The 20991-nt window shown below is 71.4% G+C and carries 15 protein-coding genes; 11 read left to right on the top strand and 4 right to left on the bottom strand.

Annotation, left to right across the window (positions count from 1 at the left end):
- Positions 1-2: 2 nt before the first annotated feature.
- Complete coding sequence (locus tag ACIBF5_RS01540; protein WP_121155784.1) at positions 3-1067, bottom strand: MoxR family ATPase; 1065 nt, start codon at positions 1065-1067, stop codon at positions 3-5.
- A gap of 422 nt (positions 1068-1489) precedes the next feature.
- On the opposite strand from ACIBF5_RS01540, the gene leuS reads away from it, so the two are divergent.
- The gene (gene leuS / locus ACIBF5_RS01535; protein ID WP_396806950.1) at positions 1490-4354 is read left to right on the top strand and encodes a leucine--tRNA ligase; all 2865 of its coding nucleotides are present in this window, start codon (positions 1490-1492) and stop codon (positions 4352-4354) included.
- 67 nt (positions 4355-4421) lie between these two features.
- Here leuS and ACIBF5_RS01530 read toward each other — a convergent pair whose 3' ends face one another.
- Genes ACIBF5_RS01530 through ACIBF5_RS01520 form a run of 3 tightly spaced genes read right to left on the bottom strand, consistent with a single transcriptional unit; the run spans position 4422 to position 7136 of the window.
- Positions 4422-5120, bottom strand: coding sequence for a TVP38/TMEM64 family protein (locus ACIBF5_RS01530; protein ID WP_396806948.1), 699 nt, complete (start codon positions 5118-5120; stop codon positions 4422-4424).
- Positions 5117-5875: a type 1 glutamine amidotransferase gene (locus ACIBF5_RS01525; RefSeq protein WP_396807365.1), complete on the bottom strand. Its 759-nt coding sequence runs from the start codon at positions 5873-5875 to the stop codon at positions 5117-5119. Before ACIBF5_RS01525 ends, ACIBF5_RS01530 begins: the two co-directional genes overlap by 4 nt.
- Positions 5876-5888: 13 nt before the next feature.
- On the bottom strand, positions 5889-7136 hold the full coding sequence (locus ACIBF5_RS01520) for a MurT ligase domain-containing protein (RefSeq protein ID WP_396807363.1): 1248 nt from the start codon (positions 7134-7136) through the stop codon (positions 5889-5891).
- Positions 7137-7640: 504 nt separating this feature from the next.
- Between ACIBF5_RS01520 and mraZ the strand changes: the two genes are divergently transcribed.
- The 10 genes from mraZ to murC all read left to right on the top strand — a co-directional run bounded on the left by mraZ (position 7641) and on the right by murC (position 20972).
- Positions 7641-8072: a division/cell wall cluster transcriptional repressor MraZ gene (gene mraZ, locus ACIBF5_RS01515; protein ID WP_396806946.1), complete on the top strand. Its 432-nt coding sequence runs from the start codon at positions 7641-7643 to the stop codon at positions 8070-8072.
- A 205-nt stretch (positions 8073-8277) separates the two neighbouring features.
- Positions 8278-9411, top strand: a complete 1134-nt coding sequence (gene rsmH / locus ACIBF5_RS01510; RefSeq protein WP_396807361.1) for a 16S rRNA (cytosine(1402)-N(4))-methyltransferase RsmH — start codon at positions 8278-8280, stop codon at positions 9409-9411.
- A complete protein-coding gene (locus ACIBF5_RS01505; RefSeq protein WP_396806944.1) occupies positions 9408-10154 on the top strand; it encodes a hypothetical protein in 747 nt (248 codons plus the stop codon). Before rsmH ends, ACIBF5_RS01505 begins: the two co-directional genes overlap by 4 nt.
- A gap of 1 nt (position 10155) precedes the next feature.
- A complete protein-coding gene (locus ACIBF5_RS01500) occupies positions 10156-12453 on the top strand; it encodes a peptidoglycan D,D-transpeptidase FtsI family protein (RefSeq protein ID WP_396806942.1) in 2298 nt (765 codons plus the stop codon).
- A 91-nt stretch (positions 12454-12544) separates the two neighbouring features.
- A complete protein-coding gene (locus ACIBF5_RS01495) occupies positions 12545-14071 on the top strand; it encodes a UDP-N-acetylmuramoyl-L-alanyl-D-glutamate--2,6-diaminopimelate ligase (protein WP_396806940.1) in 1527 nt (508 codons plus the stop codon).
- A complete protein-coding gene (gene murF / locus ACIBF5_RS01490) occupies positions 14068-15495 on the top strand; it encodes a UDP-N-acetylmuramoyl-tripeptide--D-alanyl-D-alanine ligase (protein WP_396806938.1) in 1428 nt (475 codons plus the stop codon). The genes ACIBF5_RS01495 and murF overlap by 4 nt, the downstream gene beginning before the upstream one ends.
- Positions 15492-16598: a phospho-N-acetylmuramoyl-pentapeptide-transferase gene (gene mraY / locus ACIBF5_RS01485; RefSeq protein ID WP_396806936.1), complete on the top strand. Its 1107-nt coding sequence runs from the start codon at positions 15492-15494 to the stop codon at positions 16596-16598. The genes murF and mraY overlap by 4 nt, the downstream gene beginning before the upstream one ends.
- Positions 16599-16916: 318 nt before the next feature.
- Positions 16917-18344 carry an FtsW/RodA/SpoVE family cell cycle protein gene (locus ACIBF5_RS01480; RefSeq protein WP_396807359.1) on the top strand — a complete coding sequence of 476 codons (1428 nt, stop codon included), beginning with the start codon at positions 16917-16919 and terminating at the stop codon, positions 18342-18344.
- Positions 18344-19450, top strand: coding sequence for an undecaprenyldiphospho-muramoylpentapeptide beta-N-acetylglucosaminyltransferase (gene murG, locus ACIBF5_RS01475; protein WP_396806934.1), 1107 nt, complete (start codon positions 18344-18346; stop codon positions 19448-19450). The genes ACIBF5_RS01480 and murG overlap by 1 nt, the downstream gene beginning before the upstream one ends.
- A 31-nt stretch (positions 19451-19481) precedes the next feature.
- Positions 19482-20972: a UDP-N-acetylmuramate--L-alanine ligase gene (gene murC / locus ACIBF5_RS01470; RefSeq protein ID WP_396806932.1), complete on the top strand. Its 1491-nt coding sequence runs from the start codon at positions 19482-19484 to the stop codon at positions 20970-20972.
- Positions 20973-20991 lie beyond the last annotated feature (19 nt).

The following is a 20991-nucleotide window of genomic DNA, read 5'->3' as shown; positions in this document are numbered from 1 at the left end:
GGTCACCGCCTCCGCGGCTCGTACTGGGATCGACCCTTGCCGTCCGGTGCGGGGGCGGGACGGGTGTCGTACTGCGAGCGCTGTTGCCGTTCGTGCGGCAACGGCAGCCGGTGCACCAGGTCGGAGACGACCGCGTCGGTGGTCCGCCGGGCGAGCTGCGCGTCCGCCGTGGGGATGATCCGGTGCGCGAGCACCGGTACGGCGAGGGCCTGCAGGTCGTCCGGAAGGACGTAGTCGCGACCCTCCAGTGCGGCCACCGCGCGGGCGGTGCGCAACAGCTGCAGGGTCGCCCGGGGGGAGGCGCCGAGCCGCAGGTCGGGTGCTTCGCGGGTGGCGGTGACCAGGTCGACGGCGTACTGCTTGACGGCGTCCGCGACGTGAATGTCACGTACGGTGGCGATCAGGCGACGTACGGTCTCGGCGTCGGCGACCGGTTGGAGGGCGCGCAACGGGTCCACGCCGCCGTGGCCGTCGAGCATCGCCAGCTCCGACCCGGCGTCCGGGTAACCCATCGCGATCCGGGCGGTGAACCGGTCGCGCTGGGCCTCGGGCAGCGGGTAGGTGCCCTCCATCTCGATCGGGTTCTGGGTCGCGATCACCATGAACGGGGTCTGCAACTCGTAGGTCACGCCGTCGACCGTTACCTGACGCTCCTCCATACATTCGAGGAGGGCCGACTGGGTCTTCGGCGAGGCGCGGTTGATCTCGTCGCCGACGACCAGGTTGGCGAAGACGGCGCCCGGCTTGAATTCGAAGTCGTGCGTCTCCTGGTTGTAGACGCTGACCCCGGTGACGTCGCTCGGCAGCAGGTCGGGGGTGAACTGGATGCGTCGCACGGAGCAGTCGATCGATCGGGCGAGGGCCTTGGCGAGTTTGGTCTTGCCGACCCCGGGGACATCCTCGATCAGGAGATGACCCTCGGCGAGCAGGACGGCGAGCGCGAGCCGTACCGTCGCGGTCTTGCCCTCGATGACCTGTTCGATGTTGGCCACGATGGCTTCGCTGGCGGTACGGAACTCGTCGGGCTGTAGCGCGCCGCCCAACTCGTCCCACGTCTGTTGTGTCACGGGCCTCCTCCTCGTCGCTGCACGGCTGCTCTGTCCAGACCTGCTGGGCCGGCCGTAAGGTTCACGGGAAAATACGTCCGCCGGGCTCGCTCGGATCACCCGCTTGGAATCAGGCTAGCCGTAACTCGCGCTCGCGCCGACCACACGTCGGTCCTGCTGACCGCTCGGCGTCACCGCGCCGACGGTCGAACCGGCGCGACAGGCCATCTGGCGAAGGCGTAGACTATCGGGTATGGCCCGGGCCTACCTGCTCCTTAGCGAGCCGTGCTGACGCTGACAAGCGCCACAGCACGGCTGCCCCTCCTGCGTGAGGGGCTTTTTTGTGCCCGAAAAAAGCATGTGCCTGGAGTACGAAGTGCCCCCGCAGAAATGCGCGGAACGGGCCCTGAGACGCACGACGGTGAGCGCGGCGAGGAGACGACATGACCGAGACAGTCGAGCCGGCGGCGGACACTCCGCCCTATCGATACACCGCCGGACTGGCGGGGGAGATCGAGCAGCGCTGGCAGGACCGTTGGGAGAAGTGGGGCACCTTCCACGCGCCGAACCCGGTCGGACCGCTCGCCGACCCGGACCACCCCCGGGCCGGGGCGGAGAAGCTGTACGTGCTGGACATGTTCCCGTACCCGTCCGGCGCCGGGCTGCACGTCGGGCACCCGCTGGGCTACATCGGCACCGACTCGTACGCCCGCTACCAGCGGATGGCCGGCCGCAACGTGCTGCACGCGATGGGCTTCGACGCGTTCGGGCTGCCGGCCGAGCAGTACGCGGTGCAGACCGGCACCCACCCCCGGACCACCACCGAGGCGAACATCGAGCGGTACAAGGCACAGCTACGGCGGCTGGGAATGGGGCACGACGACCGCCGTTCGGTCGCCACCATCGACACCGACTTCTACCGCTGGACCCAGTGGATCTTCCTACAGGTCTTCAACTCCTGGTACGACCCGGCCGCGCGCAGGGCCCGGCCGGTCGGTGAGCTGGTCGCCGAGTTCGAGGCCGGCACCCGGCCCACCCCGGACGGCCGGCCCTGGGCCGAGCTGACCGCGACCGAGCGGCGCGTGGTCGTCGACGACCACCGGCTGGCGTACGTCTCCGAGGCGCCGGTCAACTGGTGTCCGGGGCTGGGCACGGTGCTGGCGAACGAGGAGGTCACCGCGGACGGCCGCTCCGACCGGGGCAACTTCCCGGTGTTCAAGCGGAACCTGAAGCAGTGGAAGATGCGGATCACCGCGTACGGCGACCGGCTGCTGGAGGACCTGGACCGGCTGGACTGGCCGGAGCCGATCAAGCTGATGCAGCGCAACTGGATCGGGCGCTCGGTCGGCGCGCACGTCGACTTCCCGGTTGCCGCCCCGGTCGAGACCGGGGCGGAGGTCGAGCCGATCCGGGTCTTCACCACCCGCCCGGACACCATCTTCGGCGCGACCTACGTGGTGCTGGCCCCCGAGCACGAACTGGTCGACCTGCTGGTGCCGGCGGTCTGGCCGGAGGGGACCCGGGAGGCGTGGACCGGTGGGCACGCCAACCCACGGGTCGCGGTCCAGGAGTACCGGAAGGCCGCCGCCGCCAAGACCGACGTGGAGCGGCAGGCCGACGCCAAGGAGAAGACCGGTGTCTTCGTCGGTGCGTACGCCACCAACCCGGTCACCGGGACGCCGATCCCGATCTTCATCGCGGACTACGTGCTGGCCGGTTACGGCACCGGGGCGATCATGGCGGTGCCCGGTCAGGACGAGCGGGACTGGGCCTTCGCCGAGGTGTTCGACCTGCCGATCGTGCGTACCGTGCAGCCCTCGGCCGGCTTCGACGGCAAGGCGTACACCGGGGACGGCCCGGCGATCAACAGCAGCGCGCCGGAGCGCGGCCTGAACCTGGACGGCCTGGGCGTCACCGACGCCAAGGCGGCCATCATCGCGTGGCTGGAGGCCAACGGGTACGGCCAGGGCGCGGTCACCTACCGGCTGCGGGACTGGCTGTTCAGCCGCCAGCGCTACTGGGGCGAGCCGTTCCCGATCGTCTACGACGAGGCCGGCACCCCGATCGCGCTGCCCGAGTCGATGCTGCCGGTCGAACTGCCCGAGGTGGAGGACTTCTCGCCACGCACCTTCGACCCCGACGACGCCGACTCGAACCCGGAGACCCCGCTGTCGCGCAAGGGCGACTGGGTCGAGGTGGAGCTGGACCTGGGTGACGGGCCGAAGCGCTACACCCGCGAGACGAACGTGATGCCGCAGTGGGCCGGCTCCTGCTGGTACGAGCTGCGTTACCTGGACCCGACCGACTCGGACCGGTTCGTCGACCCGACCAACGAGCGCTACTGGATGGGCCCCCGCGACACCGGCGACACCGGCGGCACCGACCTGTACGTCGGCGGCGCCGAGCACGCCGTGCTGCACCTGCTCTACGCCCGGTTCTGGCACAAGGTCCTGTACGACCTGGGACACGTCTCCTCGGTCGAGCCGTTCCGCAAGCTGTTCAACCAGGGCATGATCCAGGCGTACGCGTACACCGACGAGCGGGAACGCTACGTCGAGGCGACCGAGGTGGCCGAGCGTGACGGCGGCTTCTGGCACGGTGACAACCAGGTCCGCCGCGAGTACGGCAAGATGGGCAAGTCGCTGCGGAACGTGGTCACCCCGGACGAGATGTGCGCGGCGTACGGTGCGGACACCTTCCGGGTCTACGAGATGTCGATGGGACCGCTGGAGGTCTCCCGGCCGTGGGAGACCCGGGCGGTGGTCGGGTCGTACCGGTTCCTGCAACGGGTCTGGCGGGCGCTGGTCGACGAGAACACCGGCGCCTCGCGGGTGGTGGAGACGCCGGCCGACGAGCCGACCCGGCGACTGCTGCACAAGACCATCGACGGGGTACGCGCCGACATGGACGCGATCCGGTTCAACACCGCGATCGCCAAGCTGATCGAGCTGACCAACGGGCTGACCCGGCTGGCCGGTACGCCCCGTGAGGTGGCCGAACCACTGGTGCTGATGCTGGCGCCGTTCGCCCCGCACATCGCCGAGGAACTGTGGCAGCGGCTGGGCCACGACAGCTCGCTGACGTACGCGTCGTTCCCGGTCGCCGACCCGGCGCTGCTGGTGGCCGAGACGGTCACGTACCCGGTGCAGATCAACGGCAAGGTCCGGGGACGGGTCGAGGTCGCCGCCGACGCGTCGGAGGAGACCGTACGCGCCGCCGCGCTGGCCGAGATCGCCGACCAACTGGCCGGCAAGGAACCCCGCAAGGTCATCGTGGTTGCCGGCCGGATGGTCAGCGTCGTCGCCTGACCGTCGAGGTGGAAGAAGTGGCCGTCCCGATCGGGGCGGCCACTTTCCGTTCGGGGCGGTGTCGGCTTCAGTCCGGGGCGGTGTCGGCCGGGCGCCGACGGTGGGCGCGTTCGGACCGGCGCCAACGGGCGACCAGCACCGCGGTGGCGATCAGGCCGAAACTGGCCGGTGCCACCGAGAGCCAGTTGAACCGGTCCGGTTCGGCCACCGCCGCGCCGACCGCGGCGTAGCCGAAGGCGGACGGCACCGAGGCCAGCACGCTGCCGATCAGGAACGGCGCCACCCGTGCGCCGGTCGTCCCGTAGCCGTAGCTGACCAGCCCGAACCCGCCGACCGGCAGCAGCCGTACCGTGATCACCCCGAGCACGCTCTGCCGGCTGAACCAACCGTCGAGCCGGGCCAGTCGGCCACGTACCCGCTCGGCGACGAAGTCGCGGCCGAGCATCCGCCCGACCGTGAACCCCAGCGCAGCCGCGACCAGCGCGGCGGCCAGGGTGTAGCCGGCGCCGCCGAGCGGTCCGAAGAGTGCCCCCCAGGCCACGGTGACCAGCGTCCGGGGCACCAACGCCACCATCAGCAGTGCGCCGACGAGGACCGCTGCGACCGGCGCGGCGGGGCCGAGCCGGTCGACCAGCCGTGGCGCCGAGGCCAGGTCAGGCTGTACGACCAGCAGCGCCAGACCGAACAGGGCCAGGATGAGCAGGAGCGACCCGAATCGCACGACCGACCGCTGCCGGAGCAGCCGACGGAGGTGCGGGACGATCACGACCGTGCGGCGGCGACGCCGGCGACCCGCTCCGCGCGCAGCCGGTCCTGCCAGGTGTCGTCCAGCGGTGGCAGGCTGCTCACCCCGGTCGCCCAGCGCAGCAGCAGGTCCGCCAGGGCCGGGTTGCGGGCCAGCGCCGGACCGTGCGAGTAGGTGCCGAGCAGCTTGCCGCGCCAGGCCCCCTCACTGCTGCCGTCGTTGCCGATGCCGGTGGTGACCCGGGCCAACGGAGAAACCCCGGGGCCGAGGTGCGTACGCCCACCGTGGTTCTCGAAGCCGCTCAGCGGCGGCAGCCCGAGTCGGGAGTCGATCTCCCCGGCGAGTTCGCCGACGGCGCGCGACGGCCCCCGGTCGGAGTGCAGGTCGAGCAGGTCCAGGCCGGCGCACTTGGCACCCTTGGCGAAGAACGAGCCGCCGAGCATCTGGTAGCCGGCGCAGACCGCGAAGACCACCGAGCCCTGGGCGACGGCGCGGTGCAGCCCGCCGTCGGCGATCAGACGCTGGGCGCCGAGCGCCTGCGGTCCGTCCTCGCCGCCGCCGAGCAGGTAGATGTCGGCGACGGCGGGCAGTGGCTGGTCGGAGCGGACCTCGATGGTCTCCACCGGCATGCCGCGCTGCTGTGCCCGACGGGCCAGGATCAGCATGTTGCCCCGGTCGCCGTACGTGGAGAGCAGGTCCGGGTAGATCCAGGCGATCCGCAGGGTGCTCTCCGAGCCGCTCGGCGAGTGCGTGGCGTACCCGCTGGGCTGGTTCACCGGGAAGTACGAGTTAGTTGACACGGTCCAACTCCGCTCGGATGTCCTGGAACGCGGTGTAGTTCGCGATCACTTCGAGCCGCCCCTGGGGCACCGCCGAGACCGCCTCACTGAACGTCTTGACGTGCTGGAACGGCACCTCGTTGACGTCCAGCCGGACCGCCAGGTCGTACGCCCGGTCGCCGGTGATCAGCACCTGTCGGCCGCGCAGCGGCGAGAAGTCGACGTCGAACAGCCACGAGGTGTCCAGACCGTCGGGGTCCCGGGCGTTGATGGAGAGCAGGGTCGGGGCCTGCTCCGCCATGTCGAACGCCTCCAGCCAACTGGCCGGGTTCTTCGCCAACAGCAGCCGGATGTTCCGTCCGGCGCGGGCCACCTGGGCGTACCGGCCGGCGACCGAGGCGACCCCGCCGAGCCGGGAGACCGCGTCCGCCGGTCGTACGCCGAACTCGGCGGCGACCGCGAGCGCGGTGGCCGCGTTGCCGAGGTTCACCCGTCCCGGTAGCTGGAGCACCACCTTGTGCCAGGCACCTGAGGGGTCGAGTACGCCGTCGTCCTCCACCACCCACTGCGGTTGCGGCCGGCGCAGCCAGCAGCCGGTGCACCACCACTGGTCCTGGGCGCGTTCGATGGGCGAGCCGCACTCGGGGCAGACCCAGGAGTCGTCGTGCCAGCGCTGCCCGGCGCTGAACCAGGTGACCACCGGGGTGTTCAGCGTCCCGCTGCGCTTCTCCGGCGGGGTGGCGGCCCAGACCACCAACGGGTCGTCGGCGTTGGCGACCACCCGCAGTTCCGGGTAGCGGACCAGCGCGGACCGCCAGAGCTGGGCCATCATGCTGACCTCCTTGGCCCGGTCGAGCTGGTCCCGGGAGAGGTTGAGCAGGGCGACCACGTGCGGCTCGGTGGCCTCAAGGACCTCGGGCAGGTAGTGCTCGTCGACCTCCAGTACCGCGTACGGGGTGCTGCCCGCCTTGGCCAGAGCGGAGGTGTGGCCGGTGGGCATGTTGGCGCCGAAGGAGTTGGTCGCCACCGTGCCGAGCTTGCCGACGGCGGCGGCGCTCAGGCGGGTGGTGGTGGTCTTGCCGTTGGTCCCGGAGATGAGGGCGATGGCTCGGCCGGCGGAGAGGTGTGCCAGCAGGTCAGGGTCGATCTTCAGTCCGATCCAGCCGCCGATCACCGATCCGTCGCCACGGCCGGCGGCCCGCGACAGCGCCGCCGCGGTGCGCGACACGGAGCTGGCCACCTTCGCCCGCAGGGGCATTCTCGCGTCCGTCACGCGAGCGAGGTTACCGGACAGCGGCGGTGCCCAGACCGTCGCACGAGGCGTTCGGTCCCGCCCGGACCATTGACCTGTCCGGTTACGGCCCCGGTGACCTGCCCCACTTCCTCCCCGACCATTGCTATCCCTCCGCCTTTCTCCCCACTTTCCTCCACCGGTGGCCGTCGCGCGCCCGAATGCGGGTGGACCGCTGCGGGCAAACTGGGTCCGATGGGTGCGGGACGGGCGCCTCGTGGGCGTACCAGAGGTTGGTTTTGATCTTTGTCGGAAAGCGGACGCCGGCCGGGCCGCGCACCGCCCTCCACTCCGCACCACCCCCTCTGACGTGCAGTTTTGTGAATGACATCGTCGTGGTTTGCCCGTGTTTCCGGTTGCGGGTGGAGGGAAGTGGAGTAGAGTGGGGCCCAATGGTGGGGCCGGGAGGACCTGCCGGCCCGGGGGACAGCGGCGCCGCGAACGCCGCTGGAAGGGCGAGGGGGTTGAGCCGTGTTTCTCGGCACACACACCCCGCGTCTGGACGAAAAGGGCCGGCTGATTCTTCCGGCCAAGTTCCGGGACGAACTGGCGGGAGGTGTCGTGATCACGAAGGGGCAGGAGCGCTGCCTGTACGTCTTCCCGACGCCCGAGTTCCAGCGGATCGCGGACCAGTTGCGTGAGCAACCCATGACACACAAGGCGGCACGGGCCTACAGCCGGGTCTTCTTCGCCAGCGCCCACGACGAGGTGCCGGACAAGCAGGGCCGGGTGACCATCCCGGCACACCTGCGGGAGTACGCCGCACTGGATCGTGAGCTGGTGGTGATCGGGGCCAGTACCCGGGTGGAGATCTGGGACAAGCGGGCCTGGGAGACCTACCTCGCGGAAAGCGAAGACGACTTCGCGGACATCGAGGAGGGGGTGTTGCCAGGCGGTCTGTAGCGCGGGCCAACGCGCCTGACGTACTGCGAGATCTCCAGCCGCTCCTGTTCCTGGCGCCTCTTCCCCGGTGCCAGGGACGCGATCCGCTGACGGGCCTACACCGGGCCGGTCGACGGGCCAGAGCGGATGGGGATCTGGCGGTATGACGAGCGGTTGACAGCATACAGACGTGAACAGACAAGGAAGCCGGTCAGTGGGGGTCGACATGGGGGAGCTGCGCGGTACGCACGTGCCGGTGTTGCTTGAGCGGTGTCTCGAGCTGCTCGCCCCCGCGCTGGACCGGAACCGACGCACCATCCACGTCGATGCGACGCTCGGCCTCGCCGGCCACGCAGAGGCGGTCCTGGCCGCCCACCCGGAGACGATCCTGATCGGGCTCGACCGCGACTCCGAGGCCCTGGCCCACGCCCGGGCCCGGCTGGCCCGGTACGCCGACCGGATCCACCTGGTGCACGCCGTCTACGACGAACTGCCGGAGGTACTCGACCGGCTCGGCTACCCGCACGTCGACAGCCTGCTGTTCGACCTCGGGGTGTCATCGCTGCAACTCGACGCGCCCGATCGCGGGTTCGCCTACGCCCAGGACGCGCCGCTGGACATGCGGATGGACCAGACCCGTGGGGTGACCGCCGAGGAGATCGTCAACAGCTACTCGCACGGCGAACTCGCCCGGGTGCTCAAGGTGTACGGCGAGGAACGGTTCGCCGGACGGATCGCCTCGGCGATCGTGCGGGAACGGGAACGGTCCCGAATCACCTCCTCGGCGTTCCTCGCCGAACTGGTCCGTGACTCGATCCCGGCCGCCGCCCGGCGTACCGGCGGGCATCCGGCGAAAAGATCGTTTCAGGCACTGCGGATCGAGGTAAACCGGGAACTGGCCGCGCTGGAGACGGCGCTGCCGGCCGCGTTGGACGCGCTCGCCGTCGGTGGTCGGCTGGTGGTGCTCTCGTACCACTCGCTGGAGGACCGGATCACCAAACAGGCGTTCGCCGGCCGGGCCCGCAGCACCGGTCCGGTCGACCTGCCGGTCGAGTTGCCCGGCACCGGTCCGACGTTGCGGCTGCTCAGCCGTGGCGCGGAGTTGCCGAGCGAGGCAGAGGTGGCGGCCAATCCGCGGGCCGCCTCGGTGCGACTGCGGGCAGCGGAGCGGGTCGACCCGGAGCGTGCGGGTGGGCCGGAGACAACCGGGCGAGCCGACCGCGAGCGGTCTCGTCGACGAGTGAAGGCACTGCACACCCCCGGTGCGACCGCGCCGGGTCGGTCCGACGTGGACCGGAGGAAGGGCCCGTCGGGGCCAGGGGACGCAGACGGCACGGCTGTAGAGGGGGAGGGATCATGAACGTCAACAAGCGCGACCACCGGGACCAGACCGGCGTGGAGCCGCGCACACCGCGGTCGGGGGGCCGGACCGCGGCGGAGCGGACCACGACGGAGCGGATCAACCGCGCTCGGACGGCGACCCGCCAGGCGCCGGGTTCGGAGGCTCGCGTCCGGGGGGCGCGCGAGTTCTCCGCGCGGGGCAGTTTTCCGATCCAGGGCAGCGCGGCGCTGCGGGCACCGGAGCTTGCCGAGGTCGGCACGCGCGACCGCGCCGCACGCGACAGCGCCCGCGCGGCGCATCCGGCCGGCGGTGAGCGGTTGGGCCAGGCGCCTCGGGCCGGTGTCAGTGGCCGCGAGGCACACCCGGCCGGCTCCGGTCGGGTCGACCCGCCCGCGTTGCGGGTCGCTCCACCGCTGCCGGTGAGTGTGCCGAGGGCACCGTTCGTCGGGTTGATCCTGGCCATGGTGGTCGGTGGGGTGCTCGGGGTCCTGGTGATCAACACCAAGATCAACGAAAACGCCATCCGGCTGGACAAGCTGCAGAAGCAGCAGGCCACGCTCGACCTCCAACAGCAGGAACTGAAGCAAGAGATCGACGAGGCTCGGACCCCGGGCAACCTGGTCGCCGAAGCCCGCAAGCTGGGCCTGGTCGACTCCGGTCCGCCGGCGTTCATCCGGCTCCCCGACGGCCGGCTGATCGGGGTGCCGAAGCCGGCCGGCGGCCAGCCGTCGATCACCAGTCAGCAGAACGCGGGGGGTTAGCGTGTCGCCACGCTCCGATGAACCGCGCCGGGACGGGTCAGCGTCCCGGCGCGGTGCGTCGGCGGCCGGCCCGGAACGGGAGACCGGGGCGCGCTCCGCCGGCCGGGACACCGGCGGTCGTGGTGCCTCCCGGGACGGCGGGGCCCGTAACGGCACGCGGGGCGCCGCCGACGAGGGCGACGCCGGTCTCGGCGGCATCTCCGGCGCCCGGGCCTACACCCCCCGGGGGCGCACCGTCCGGGACGCCCCGGAACTGCGCCGTACCCCCCGTTCCACCCGCTCCGCAGACCCGTTCCGCCCCGCCTTGCAGGTGCTCGACGGCGGCGGTCGGGGCGGCGCCGCGCGTACCCGACGCGAACCCACGCCACCGGCCGACAGCCGGGGCAGCGGCGCCGGCCGCACGGTGCCGCCGCGCACCCCGCGCGCCTCCGACGTCGCCAAGCCGGTCCCGGCACCCCGCCGCCGTCCCGCTGGCGGTGGCACCAACGACAGCCGCGCCAGCGGCGCCGGCCGGGGCCGCGCCGCGCCCGCCCGGCCGCCCCGCAAGCCGCCGCGCCGACCCCGGCTGGCCGACCCTGGACGCCGGCTGCGTCTGGGCACGCTGCTCGCGCTCGCGCTCTTCGCCACCATCGGCATCCGGCTCATCGTCCTACAGGTCGTGCAGCTTCCCGCGTACGCCGACGGAGGGCTGAGCGACCGGCTCCGACCGGTGATCCTCTCCGCGCCCCGTGGCGCGATCTACGACCGTTCCGGCGCCGTGCTGGCCCACAGCGTCGACGCGCGCTACGTGTACGCCGACCCGAGCGCGGTCACGGACGTGGCCGGCACCGCGAACGTGCTCTCCCCGCTGCTCGGCATCCCCCGCTCCACGCTGGTCGAGGACCTCAACCGTAAGAAGCGCTCCGACGGCAGCCCATCCCAGTTCCAGTACCTCGCCCGAGGGGTCGAGATCCCGACCGCGAAGAAGATCGCGGAGCTGAACCTGGAGGGCATCTTCACCGGCTCGGACGAGCGGCGCGAGGTGCCCGGCGGGGACCTGGCGGCAAACCTGATCGGTTTCATCGGCGACGACATGAGCGGGCTGGAGGGGATCGAGGCCCGCTACGACGACCTGCTGCGCGGGGTCGACGGCGAGCGGGTCTTCGAGGCCGGCCGGGGTGAGCTGGGCCTCGCCATCCCCGGCGGCTACGACAAGGTCACGCCGGCCAAGCCGGGCAGTTCCCTGTCGCTGACCATCGACTGGGACCTGCAGTTCGAGGTCCAACGGATCCTCAGTGTGGCGGCCAAGGGCAACAAGGCGAGCGTCGCCGCCGCCGTGGTGCTCGATGTCCGTACTGGGCAGGTGCTCGCCCAGGCGAGCCATCCGACGTACAGCGCCGCCGACTGGAAGGGCACCCTGCCGACCGATCGGGAGGACGCGGCGACCAGTTTCGTGGTCGACCCGGGCTCGGTGCACAAGGCGATCACCTTCGCCGCCGCGCTTGAGGAGAAGGTGATCAAGCCGGGGGACACGATCACCGTCGACCCGGTGCAGTGGATCGGTGGCCAGAAGTTCAGCGACACCCACTACGCGCCGCCCGGCACCAAAATGAGCCTGCCGGGAATTCTGGCCTACTCATCGAACATCGGCACCATCCGGATCGGGGAGAAGCTGGGGCCGGAGAAGCTCTACGAGTACCAGCGAAAGTTCGGGCTCGGCGAGGCGACCGGCGAGGGGGTGCTGGGCGAGGCGACCGGCCGGGTGCTGCCACCGGACCAGTGGAGCGCGTCGTCGCCCGGCTCCATCCCGATCGGGCACAGCGTCGACGCGACGCCGCTGCAGATGGCCGCCGCGTACGCCGCGATCGCGAACAACGGCACCTGGGTGCAGCCACAGCTGATCAAAGAGACGATCGCGCCGGACGGCACCCGTACGCCGGCCAAGGCTCCGCAGACCCGGCAGGTGATCAGCCCGGAGACGGCGACGGTGCTCAGGGAGATGCTGGAGGCCCCGGTGGCGGTGCCGGACGGCACCGGGACCAAGGCCCAGATCCCCGGTTACCGGGTCGCCGGCAAGACCGGCACCGGCAAGCGGGTGGTCGACGGCAAGTACGCCCCCGGCGAGGTCGCCTCGTTCATCGGCATGGCCCCGGCCGAGGATCCGAAGTACGTCATCGCGGTCTTCGCGTACACGCCGGGCGGTGGTGGCGGTGACATCTCCGCCCCCGCCTTCAAGAAGATGATGAACTTCACCCTGACCCATTACCGGGTGCCTCAAACGGGGACCAAACCGCCGAAGTTTGTTGTCTATCCCCGCTGAGCGGCCAATACGGGACATCATCGGTGGGTGCGGGCAAACCACCGGGGCGGCTGTGCGGTACCGGTCCCTCGACCCGGTAGGGTCTGACGCCGTGCCCGGCAATCCACGTCCACGCACGGTGAATCCGATCCGGCTCCGCGAACTCGCCGACCGGCTCGGGATCCAACCGCCCGACGACACCGCCCTGGTGGTGACCGGAGTGACCCACGCCAGCGGCGAGGTGCAGCCCGGTGACCTTTACGCGGCGCTGCCCGGAGCGCGCCGGCACGGCGCCGAGTTCATCCCGGCGGTCGCCGCCGCCGGTGCGGTGGCGGTGCTGACCGACCCGGCCGGGGCGCCGGCGGCGGCTGAAGCGGGCCTTCCCGCGCTGGTCGTACCCGACCCGAGGGCGGTGCTCGGCACGATCGCCGCCGCCGTCTACGGAGAACCCACCGCCGGGCTGATCATGATCGGCGTCACCGGCACGGCGGGCAAGACCTCCACGGCGTACCTGGTCGAGTCGGGGCTGCGCGCCGCCGGCCAGGTGACGGGTCTGATCGGCACGGTGGAGACCCGGCTCGGCGACCTGAGTCTGGACAGCGTACGGACCACCCCCGAGGCCACCGACCTGCACGCCATGCTCGCCGCCGCACGGGAGCGGGGGGTGACCTCGGTGGTGATGGAGGTGTCCAGCCACGCGCTGGCCCTGGGCCGCGTCGGCGGGGTGCGGTTCAGCGCCGGTGGCTACACCAACTTCGGCCAGGACCACCTGGACTTCCACGCCGACGCGGACGAGTACTTCGCGGCCAAGGCGCAGCTCTTCGACGGCCGCTGCGACGTCGAGGTGCTCAACTTCGACGACCCCGCGCTGCGTCCGTTGTTCAAGCCGGACACGGTGAGCTACTCGGCCGACGGCAACCCGGACGCCACCTGGTGGGCGACCGGGATCAGCGGCTCCGGCTACGCCCAGCGGTTCACCGCGCACGGCCCGAACGGGTTGACGCTGGACGCCACCGTGGCGCTGCCCGGCCGGCACAACGTCGCCAACGCGCTGCTCGCGATCGCCCTGCTGGTCGCCGCCGGGGTCGACCCCGCGACGGCGGTGGCCGGGGTGGGCGCCTGTGCGGGCGTACCGGGCCGGCTGGAGCGGGTCGAGGCCCCGGGGCCGGTACGCGGCGTCGTCGACTACGCGCACAAACCGGACGCGGTGGTGGCCGTACTCGCCGCACTGCGCGAGCTCACCGTGGGAGGTGGCCGGGTGATCTGCCTGATCGGCGCCGGTGGTGATCGGGACCGGCAGAAACGGCCGGTGATGGGGGCCGCCGCCGCGCGCGGGGCCGACCTGGTGATCGTCACCGACGACAACCCGCGGACCGAGGACCCGGCCGCGATCCGGGCCGAGGTGGTCGAGGGCGCGCTCACCGTGACCGACGGCGCCCAGATCATCGAACTGGCCGGCCGGCGGGCCGCCATCGACGAGGCGGTCCGGCTGGCCGAGCCCGGTGACGTGATCGCCCTACTCGGCAAGGGACACGAGCGGGGGCAGGAGGTCGACGGCCAGGTGTTCCCCTTCGACGACAACGTCGAACTGGCCGCCGCGCTCACCGCCCGCTTCGGACACCTGGTGGATCAGTCATGATCGCCCTCACCCTGGCCGAGGTGGCCGAGGCCGTCGGGGGGCGGCTGGTCGCCGCCGACCCGACCGTACGGGTCACCGGGCCGGTCGAGTTCGACTCGCGCAAGGTCCAACCCGGCTCGCTCTTCGTCGCCTTTCCCGGCGAGCGGGTCGACGGGCACGACTACGCCGCCACCGCGGTCGAGGCCGGCGCGGTCGTGGTGCTCGGCACCCGGCAGATCGACGGCGTGCCGATGGTGCTGGTCGACGACGCACTGAGCGCGATGGGGCCGTTGGCCCGGGCGGTGGTGGACCGGTTGCCGGAGCTGACCGTGGTCGGCCTGACCGGCTCCTCCGGCAAGACCGGCACCAAGGACCTGACCGCGCAGCTGGTGGCCCGACTCGGCCCGACCGTGGCACCGCCCGGCTCCTTCAACAACGAGCTGGGGCACCCGTACACGGTGCTGAAGGCCGACGAGCAGACCCGCTTCCTGGTGCTGGAGAAGAGCGCCCGGGGGATCGGACACATCCGTTACCTGACCACCGTGGCGCCGCCCCGGATCGCGGTGGTGCTCAACGTCGGGGTGGCCCATCTCGGTGAGTTCGGCTCGGTCGAGGGGATCGCCACGGCAAAGGGCGAGCTGGTCGAGGCGTTGCCGGCCGCGGCCGACGGCGGGGTGGCGGTGCTCAACGCCGACGACCCCCGGGTACGCGCCATGGCGTCCCGGACCAGCGCGCGGGTGGTGCTGGTCGGCGAGGCCGCCGATGCCGAGCTGCGGGCGACCGAGGTGACCATGGACGAGCGGGGCAGGCCCGCCTTCATGCTGGTCACGCCGGAGGGGAGCGCGCCGGTGCGGCTCGGGTTGACCGGCCGGCACCAGGTCGGCAACGCGCTCGCGGCGGCGGCCGTGGCCCGTGAACTCGGGATGCCGCTGGCCGACCTGGCGGTGGCGCTGGGCGAACTCCGCCTGGTGTCGACCCGCCGGATGGATGTCTTCGACCGCACCGACGAGGTGACGGTCATCGACGACTCGTACAACGCGAACCCCGCCTCGATGTCGGCCGCGCTGCGTGCGCTGGCCGAGTTCGGGCGGGGCCGCCGGACCGTCGCGGTCCTCGGCTACATGGCCGAACTCGGCGAGTTCGAACAGCAGGGACATGAGGAGGTCGGCCGGCTCGCGGCCGACCTGGGCGTCGACCGGCTCTTCGTGGTTGGTGAGTCGGCGGCGCCGATCCACCACGGGGCGTCGGCGGTCAGGACTTGGGGAGGAGTGTCGGTGCTGGTGACCGATCAGGCGGAGGCGGTGGCCGCGGTAGGGGCCGAGCTGCGCCCGGGCGACGTGGTCCTGGTGAAGGGCTCGCGCTACCGCACCTGGGAGGTGGTTGACGCGTTACGCGCCGACGCCGTGACGGAGACCGGGAACGGAACCGAAGGGGTTCGCGCGTGAGGGCGGTCATCGTCGCCATCGGCGTGGCCTTCCTGGTGTCGCTCTTCAGTACGCCGCTGGCGATCAAGGTGTTCACCCGACTCAAGGCGGGGCAGCCGATCCGGGCCGAGGGTCCGGCGATGCACCAGGGCAAGAAGGGCACCCCGACGATGGGCGGGGTGGTGTTCATCATCGCCACCGTGATCGCGTACGTCGCCGGTCACCTCGCGCTGACCACACTGCCGAGCCAGCAGATCGCCCAGGTGCAGCCGACCATCACCGCGCTGGTCCTGCTGGGGCTGATGGTCTTCGCCGGCGCGGTCGGGTTCATCGACGACTTCCTGAAGGTGCGCAAGCGCAACAGCGCCGGGCTGAACAAGCGCGGCAAGCTGCTGGGTCAGATCCTGGTCGGCGCGGTGTTCGGGGTGATCGCCCTCTACTTCCCCAGCACCAACGGGCAGACGGTCGGTGCGACCACGCTCTCGTTCATCCGGGACATCGACGCGCTGGAGATCGGCAAGATCGCGTCGGTGGTCATCTTCATCTTCGTCGTGATGGCCTCGACCAACGGGGTGAACCTGACCGACGGGCTGGACGGCCTGGCGACCGGCGCCTCGGTGATGGTGCTGGCCGCGTACGCGCTGATCGCGTTCTGGCAGTACCGGCACTGGTGCGCCGACCCGGACTACAACATCAGGCCCTCGATCTACTGCTACGAGGTACGCGACCCGCTGGAGATCGCGCTGATCGCCGGTGCGGCGGCCGGTGCCTGTGTCGGGTTCCTCTGGTGGAACACCTCACCCGCGCGGATCTTCATGGGGGACACCGGCGCGCTCGGGCTCGGCGGATTGATCGCCGGCATGGCGATGTCGACCCGGACGATCCTGCTGCTGCCGATCATCGGTGGCCTCTTCGTGATCATCACGATGTCGGTGGTGATCCAGATCATCTCGTTCCGTACCACGGGCAAACGGGTGTTCCGAATGTCTCCACTGCAACACCACTTCGAGTTGGCGGGGTGGAGCGAAGTCAATATCGTGGTTCGATTCTGGATCATCGCAGGGATCGGGGTGGCGATCGCCCTGGGCCTGTTCTACAGCGACTTCCTCGCCGCCGTCAGCTGAGCCGAGCGTTCACCGGCCCGCCCGGTGGGGACCGCCGCGTCGACCCGGGACAACCGGTGACGCGGCAGTCACCCCGGGCGGGCCGTACCGCATCCGTACCACCGGATCCGACACGCCGACCGTGCGCCTGCGGTGAGCGCGTGCGGTGAACGTCGATGATGGGCCGATGACTGCGCTGGGGAGGCCAAAGGGGCGGGCGAGATGACGGGTGAGCAGCCACGGCCCTCGCCCGGCGCCGGACGTACGCCGGGAACGGCCACCCCGGCTCGACCCGGCCCGGTCGGCGCGGCCGGTGGGGAACTGGACCTGGCCGGCGGCCTGGCCGCCCTCCGTGGCCTGCTCGACCGGCCACTGGCCTCCTACTACGTGCTCCTGTCCAGCGCCGGTCTGCTGCTGGTGATCGGGCTGACCATGGTCTTCTCGGCCACCAGCGTCACCGAGTACGCCAACGGCGGCAACGCCTTCGGCGCACTCACGAAGCAGGCGCTCTTCGCGGTGATCGGACTGGTCGCGTTCTGGGCCTGCCAGCGGCTTCCGGCCCGTACCTTCCGCGCCCTGGGCCGACCGGTGCTCGGCCTGTCCGTGGCCCTGCTGCTGGTGCTCAACGGTCTGCTGGTGCTGTTCCCTGTCGGAGACCCCGACCTCAAGATCGGCAAGCTCGGCCCACTGATGGCCAGTCTGAACTGGTTGCACCTGGGACCGGTCCAGGTCCAGCCCTCCGAACTGGCGAAGTTCGGTCTGGTGCTCTGGGGAGCCGACCTGGTGGCACGCAAGGGCGCCGAACTGGGCTACTGGCGGGAACTGGCGCTGCCGCTCTTCCCGGTCGTCGGACTCCTCTTCGTACTGGTCGGCTTCAACGACCTCGGCACCATGCTCTGCCTGCTCGCCCTCCTGGTCGGCCTGCTCTGGGCGGCCGGCGTACGGATGCGCGTCTTCGCCACCCTCTCGCTGCTCGGACTCGCCGGGATCGGGCTGCTCGTCGCCGCAGCCTCATCCGGCGGCGGCTCCGGCTCCTCGGACCAACCGAACTACCGTCTGCTGCGGCTCACCACCTTCATCAACCCGCCTCCCGACTGCGCCGAGAACGCCTGCTACCAGCTACGCGAGGCCCGGTTGGCGATCGACCACGGCGGCTGGTTCGGCGTGGGGCTCGGCCGGGGAATCGCCAAGTGGGACTGGCTGCCGCAGGCGCACAACGACTTCATCTTCGCGGTCATCGCCGAGGAACTGGGCGTGGTCGGCTGCGCCGTGGTGCTCGCCCTCTTCGCCGTGCTGACCTACAGCGGGCTGCGGATCGCACGCCGGGTGGACGACCCGTTCCGGCGGCTCGCCGCCGCCGCGGCGACCACCTGGCTGGTCGGTCAGGCGATCATCAACGTCGGCGGCGTCACCGGCCTGCTGCCGATCACCGGCCTGCCGCTCCCGTTCATCTCCGACGGCGGCAGCGCCCTGGTCGTCACCCTCGCCGCCATCGGCATGCTCGCCTCCTTCGCCCGCGCCGAACCGGACGCCGCCCGAGCGTTGAACGCCCGCCCGCCGGCCCGATGGGTACGACTAGTCTGGGCCCCGTTGCCGCCGCTTCCCGCGGACCGGCGCGGACGGTCGAGTCCCGCCCCGGCCGCCGGTGATGCCCCGCCCCGATCGGGTAAGCGGCGCGACGGGCAGACCCGGTCGGAAAGCGGCCGGGTGGCGGGTAGTCGGGCGGCGCGGGAGCGTGCCGGCCCGGCGAACGAGAGGAGACGCTGATGGGTCCGCTGCGGTCGGTAGTGCTTGCCGGAGGTGGCACCGGGGGGCATATCTACCCGCTGCTGGCCTTCGCCGACTGCTTGCGTCGTCACGACCCCGGTGTCCGGATCACCTGTGTCGGCAGCTTTCGGGGGCTGGAGAACGAGCTGATCCCCCCGCACGGGTACGAGCTGCGGCAGATCCCCGCCTACCAACTGCCCCGGTCGGTCAACGTCAACCTGATGCGTACTCCAGACCGGATGTGGAAGGCCGCCCGCGCCGCCGGCAAGGTGCTCGACGAGGTCATCGCGGACGTGGTCGTCGGCTTCGGCGGGTACGTCTCGGTGCCGGCGTACCTGGCCGCCTGGCGGCGCGAGACGCCGATCGTGATCCACGAGGTGAACGTGCCCCCGGGGGTGGCCAACCGGCTCGGGATGAAGTTCACCAAGCACGTCGCGGTCGGGTTCCCGCACCAGCCGGTCCAGGCCGAGTCGCTCCGCGACGCCCGGGTGGTCGGCGTACCGCTGCGCCGCGGCATCACCGGGCTGAACCGGATGGCCCAGCGCAACTCCGCTCGCGCCCACTTCGGGCTCCGGCCGGACCTGCCGACGCTCTTCGTCTCCGGCGGCTCCGGCGGCGCCCGGTCGATCAACCTCGCGGTCGCCGGGGCGGCCAAGGAACTGGCCCGCGCCGGGGTGCAGGTGCTCCACGTGATCGGTGCCCGCAACGAACCCGTGTCGATCCCCACCGACCTGCCGGTGCCGTACGTGACCGTGCCCTACCTGTCGCAGATGGAACTCGGTTACGCCGCCGCCGACCTGATGCTCTGCCGGGGCGGCGCGATGACGGTCGCCGAGGTCTCCGCGGTCGGGCTGCCGGCGATCTATGTGCCGTACCCGTACAGCAACCAGGAACAGAAGCGCAACGCGTTGCCGGTGGTCGAGGCCGGTGGCGGCCTGCTCGTCGACGACGCGGAACTGACCCCGGGCTGGGTCGAGCAGAACGTGCTGCCGCTGGCGCGCGACTCGCGCCGTCTGGCGGCGATGAGCAACGCGGTCGGCACCTATGGCCGGCGGGACGGCGACGAGGCGTTGCTGGACTTCGTTTACGAGGCGGTGGGCCGGTGACCCGGCCCGTCGCGAACGGAAGGTTGACCCTATGAACACCGCGCAGTCCACCCCGGCCGGTACGGTCGCCGCCGAGGACCTCGGCACCGTACATCTGATCGGAATCGGTGGGGTCGGCATGAGCGGGGTGGCCCGCCTGCTGCTCACCCGGGGTATCCCGGTCTCCGGCAGCGAACTGCGGGAGTGGCCCGCGTTGGCGGGCCTGCGGGCCCTCGGTGGCACCATCCACATGAGCCACGACGCGGCCAACCTCGACGGGGTGGACACCGTGGTCTACTCCACCGCGATCCCGCAGGACCACCTGGAGATGGTCGAGGCGCGTCGGCGCGGCGTACGGGTGATGCACCGTTCCGAGGCGCTGGCCGCGGCGATGACCGGCCGACGGGCGATCGCGGTCGCCGGCACCCACGGCAAGACCACCACCACCTCGATGCTGACGCTGATCCTCCAGCAGGCCGGCGAGGACCCGTCCTTCGTGATCGGCGGGGAGATCTCCGAGGCCGGCTCGAACGGCCACCACGGCAGCGGCCAGTACTTCGTCGTCGAGGCCGACGAGAGCGACCGCTCGTTCCTGCTCTACCGGCCGTACGTCTCGATCATCACGAACATCGACGAGGATCATCTCAACACGTACGGCGACTACGCCGGGCTGGAGGCTGGCTTCGGCGAGTTCGCCCGGCTGACCGACCCGGACGGTTTCGTGGTCACCTGTGCCGACGATCCGGGCACCCGCCGGTTGGCCGAGGCACTGCGTGCGCAGGGGCGCAGCGTCTACACGTACGGGCTGGCCGACGACGCCGACCTGCGGTTGAGCGAGGTGGTCTCGTCGGCCGCCGGGGCACGTTACCTGGCCACCCTGGACGGCGAGTCGCTGGGCGAGATCCAGCTTCCGGTGCCCGGCCGGCACCTGGCCCTGAACAGCGCCGCGGCGGTGCTGACCGCGCTGCGGTTGGGCCTGCCGGCGTCGGCCGCGGTCACCGCGCTCGGTGTGTTTCCCGGCGTACGTCGGCGGTTCGAGCGCAAGGGTGTGGTCGACGGTGTCCTGGTCTACGACGAGTACGCCTACCACCCGACCTCGATGACCGCGTCCCTGCAGACGCTGCGTGAGGTCGCCGGGGAGGGGCGGCTGATCGTGGTCTTCCAGCCCTACCGGGTCTACCGGACGCGCGACCTGCAGGACCAGCTCGCCGCCGCGCTCGGCATCGCCGACGAGGTGGTGATGCTGGAGGTCTTCGGCCCGGGAGAGGTGCGCCAGCCGGGGGAGGGGTCGGCGTCGCTCATCGCGGCGGTGCCGTTGCCGGCGGAGCGCAAGATCTTCCTTGAGTCCTGGGCGGACGTGCCGGCCGAGGTGGTCCGGCGGGCCACCCGGGGCGACGTGGTGGTGACCATGGGCGCGCCGCCGATCTCGCTGATGGGCGACGAGTTGCTCGCCGCTCTCGCCGAGGCATCGGATACGGCAGGTGCCGGGCGTGGCGCGGTCACCGCGCCCGGTCCGGCCGGATCGACCGTCGCCGGCGCGTGACGCCGGGTACGCCGCGCGG

It is taken from the genome of Micromonospora sp. NPDC050417 (genome assembly GCF_044458865.1).
Lineage (GTDB): Bacteria > Actinomycetota > Actinomycetes > Mycobacteriales > Micromonosporaceae > Micromonospora_G.
This window is presented reverse-complemented; position numbering and strand designations above follow the sequence as displayed.

Bases quoted from the DNA above. Each gene is read 5' to 3' on its own strand.
- leuS (WP_396806950.1), top strand. From the start codon at position 1,490: ATGACCGAGACAGTCGAGCCGGCGGCGGACACTCCGCCCTATCGATAC.
- ACIBF5_RS01520 (WP_396807363.1), bottom strand. From the start codon at position 7,136: ATGCCCCTGCGGGCGAAGGTGGCCAGCTCCGTGTCGCGCACCGCGGCG.
- rsmH (WP_396807361.1), top strand. From the start codon at position 8,278: ATGGGGGAGCTGCGCGGTACGCACGTGCCGGTGTTGCTTGAGCGGTGT.
- ACIBF5_RS01505 (WP_396806944.1), top strand. From the start codon at position 9,408: ATGAACGTCAACAAGCGCGACCACCGGGACCAGACCGGCGTGGAGCCG.
- murF (WP_396806938.1), top strand. From the start codon at position 14,068: ATGATCGCCCTCACCCTGGCCGAGGTGGCCGAGGCCGTCGGGGGGCGG.
- murG (WP_396806934.1), top strand. From the start codon at position 18,344: ATGGGTCCGCTGCGGTCGGTAGTGCTTGCCGGAGGTGGCACCGGGGGG.
- murC (WP_396806932.1), top strand. From the start codon at position 19,482: ATGAACACCGCGCAGTCCACCCCGGCCGGTACGGTCGCCGCCGAGGAC.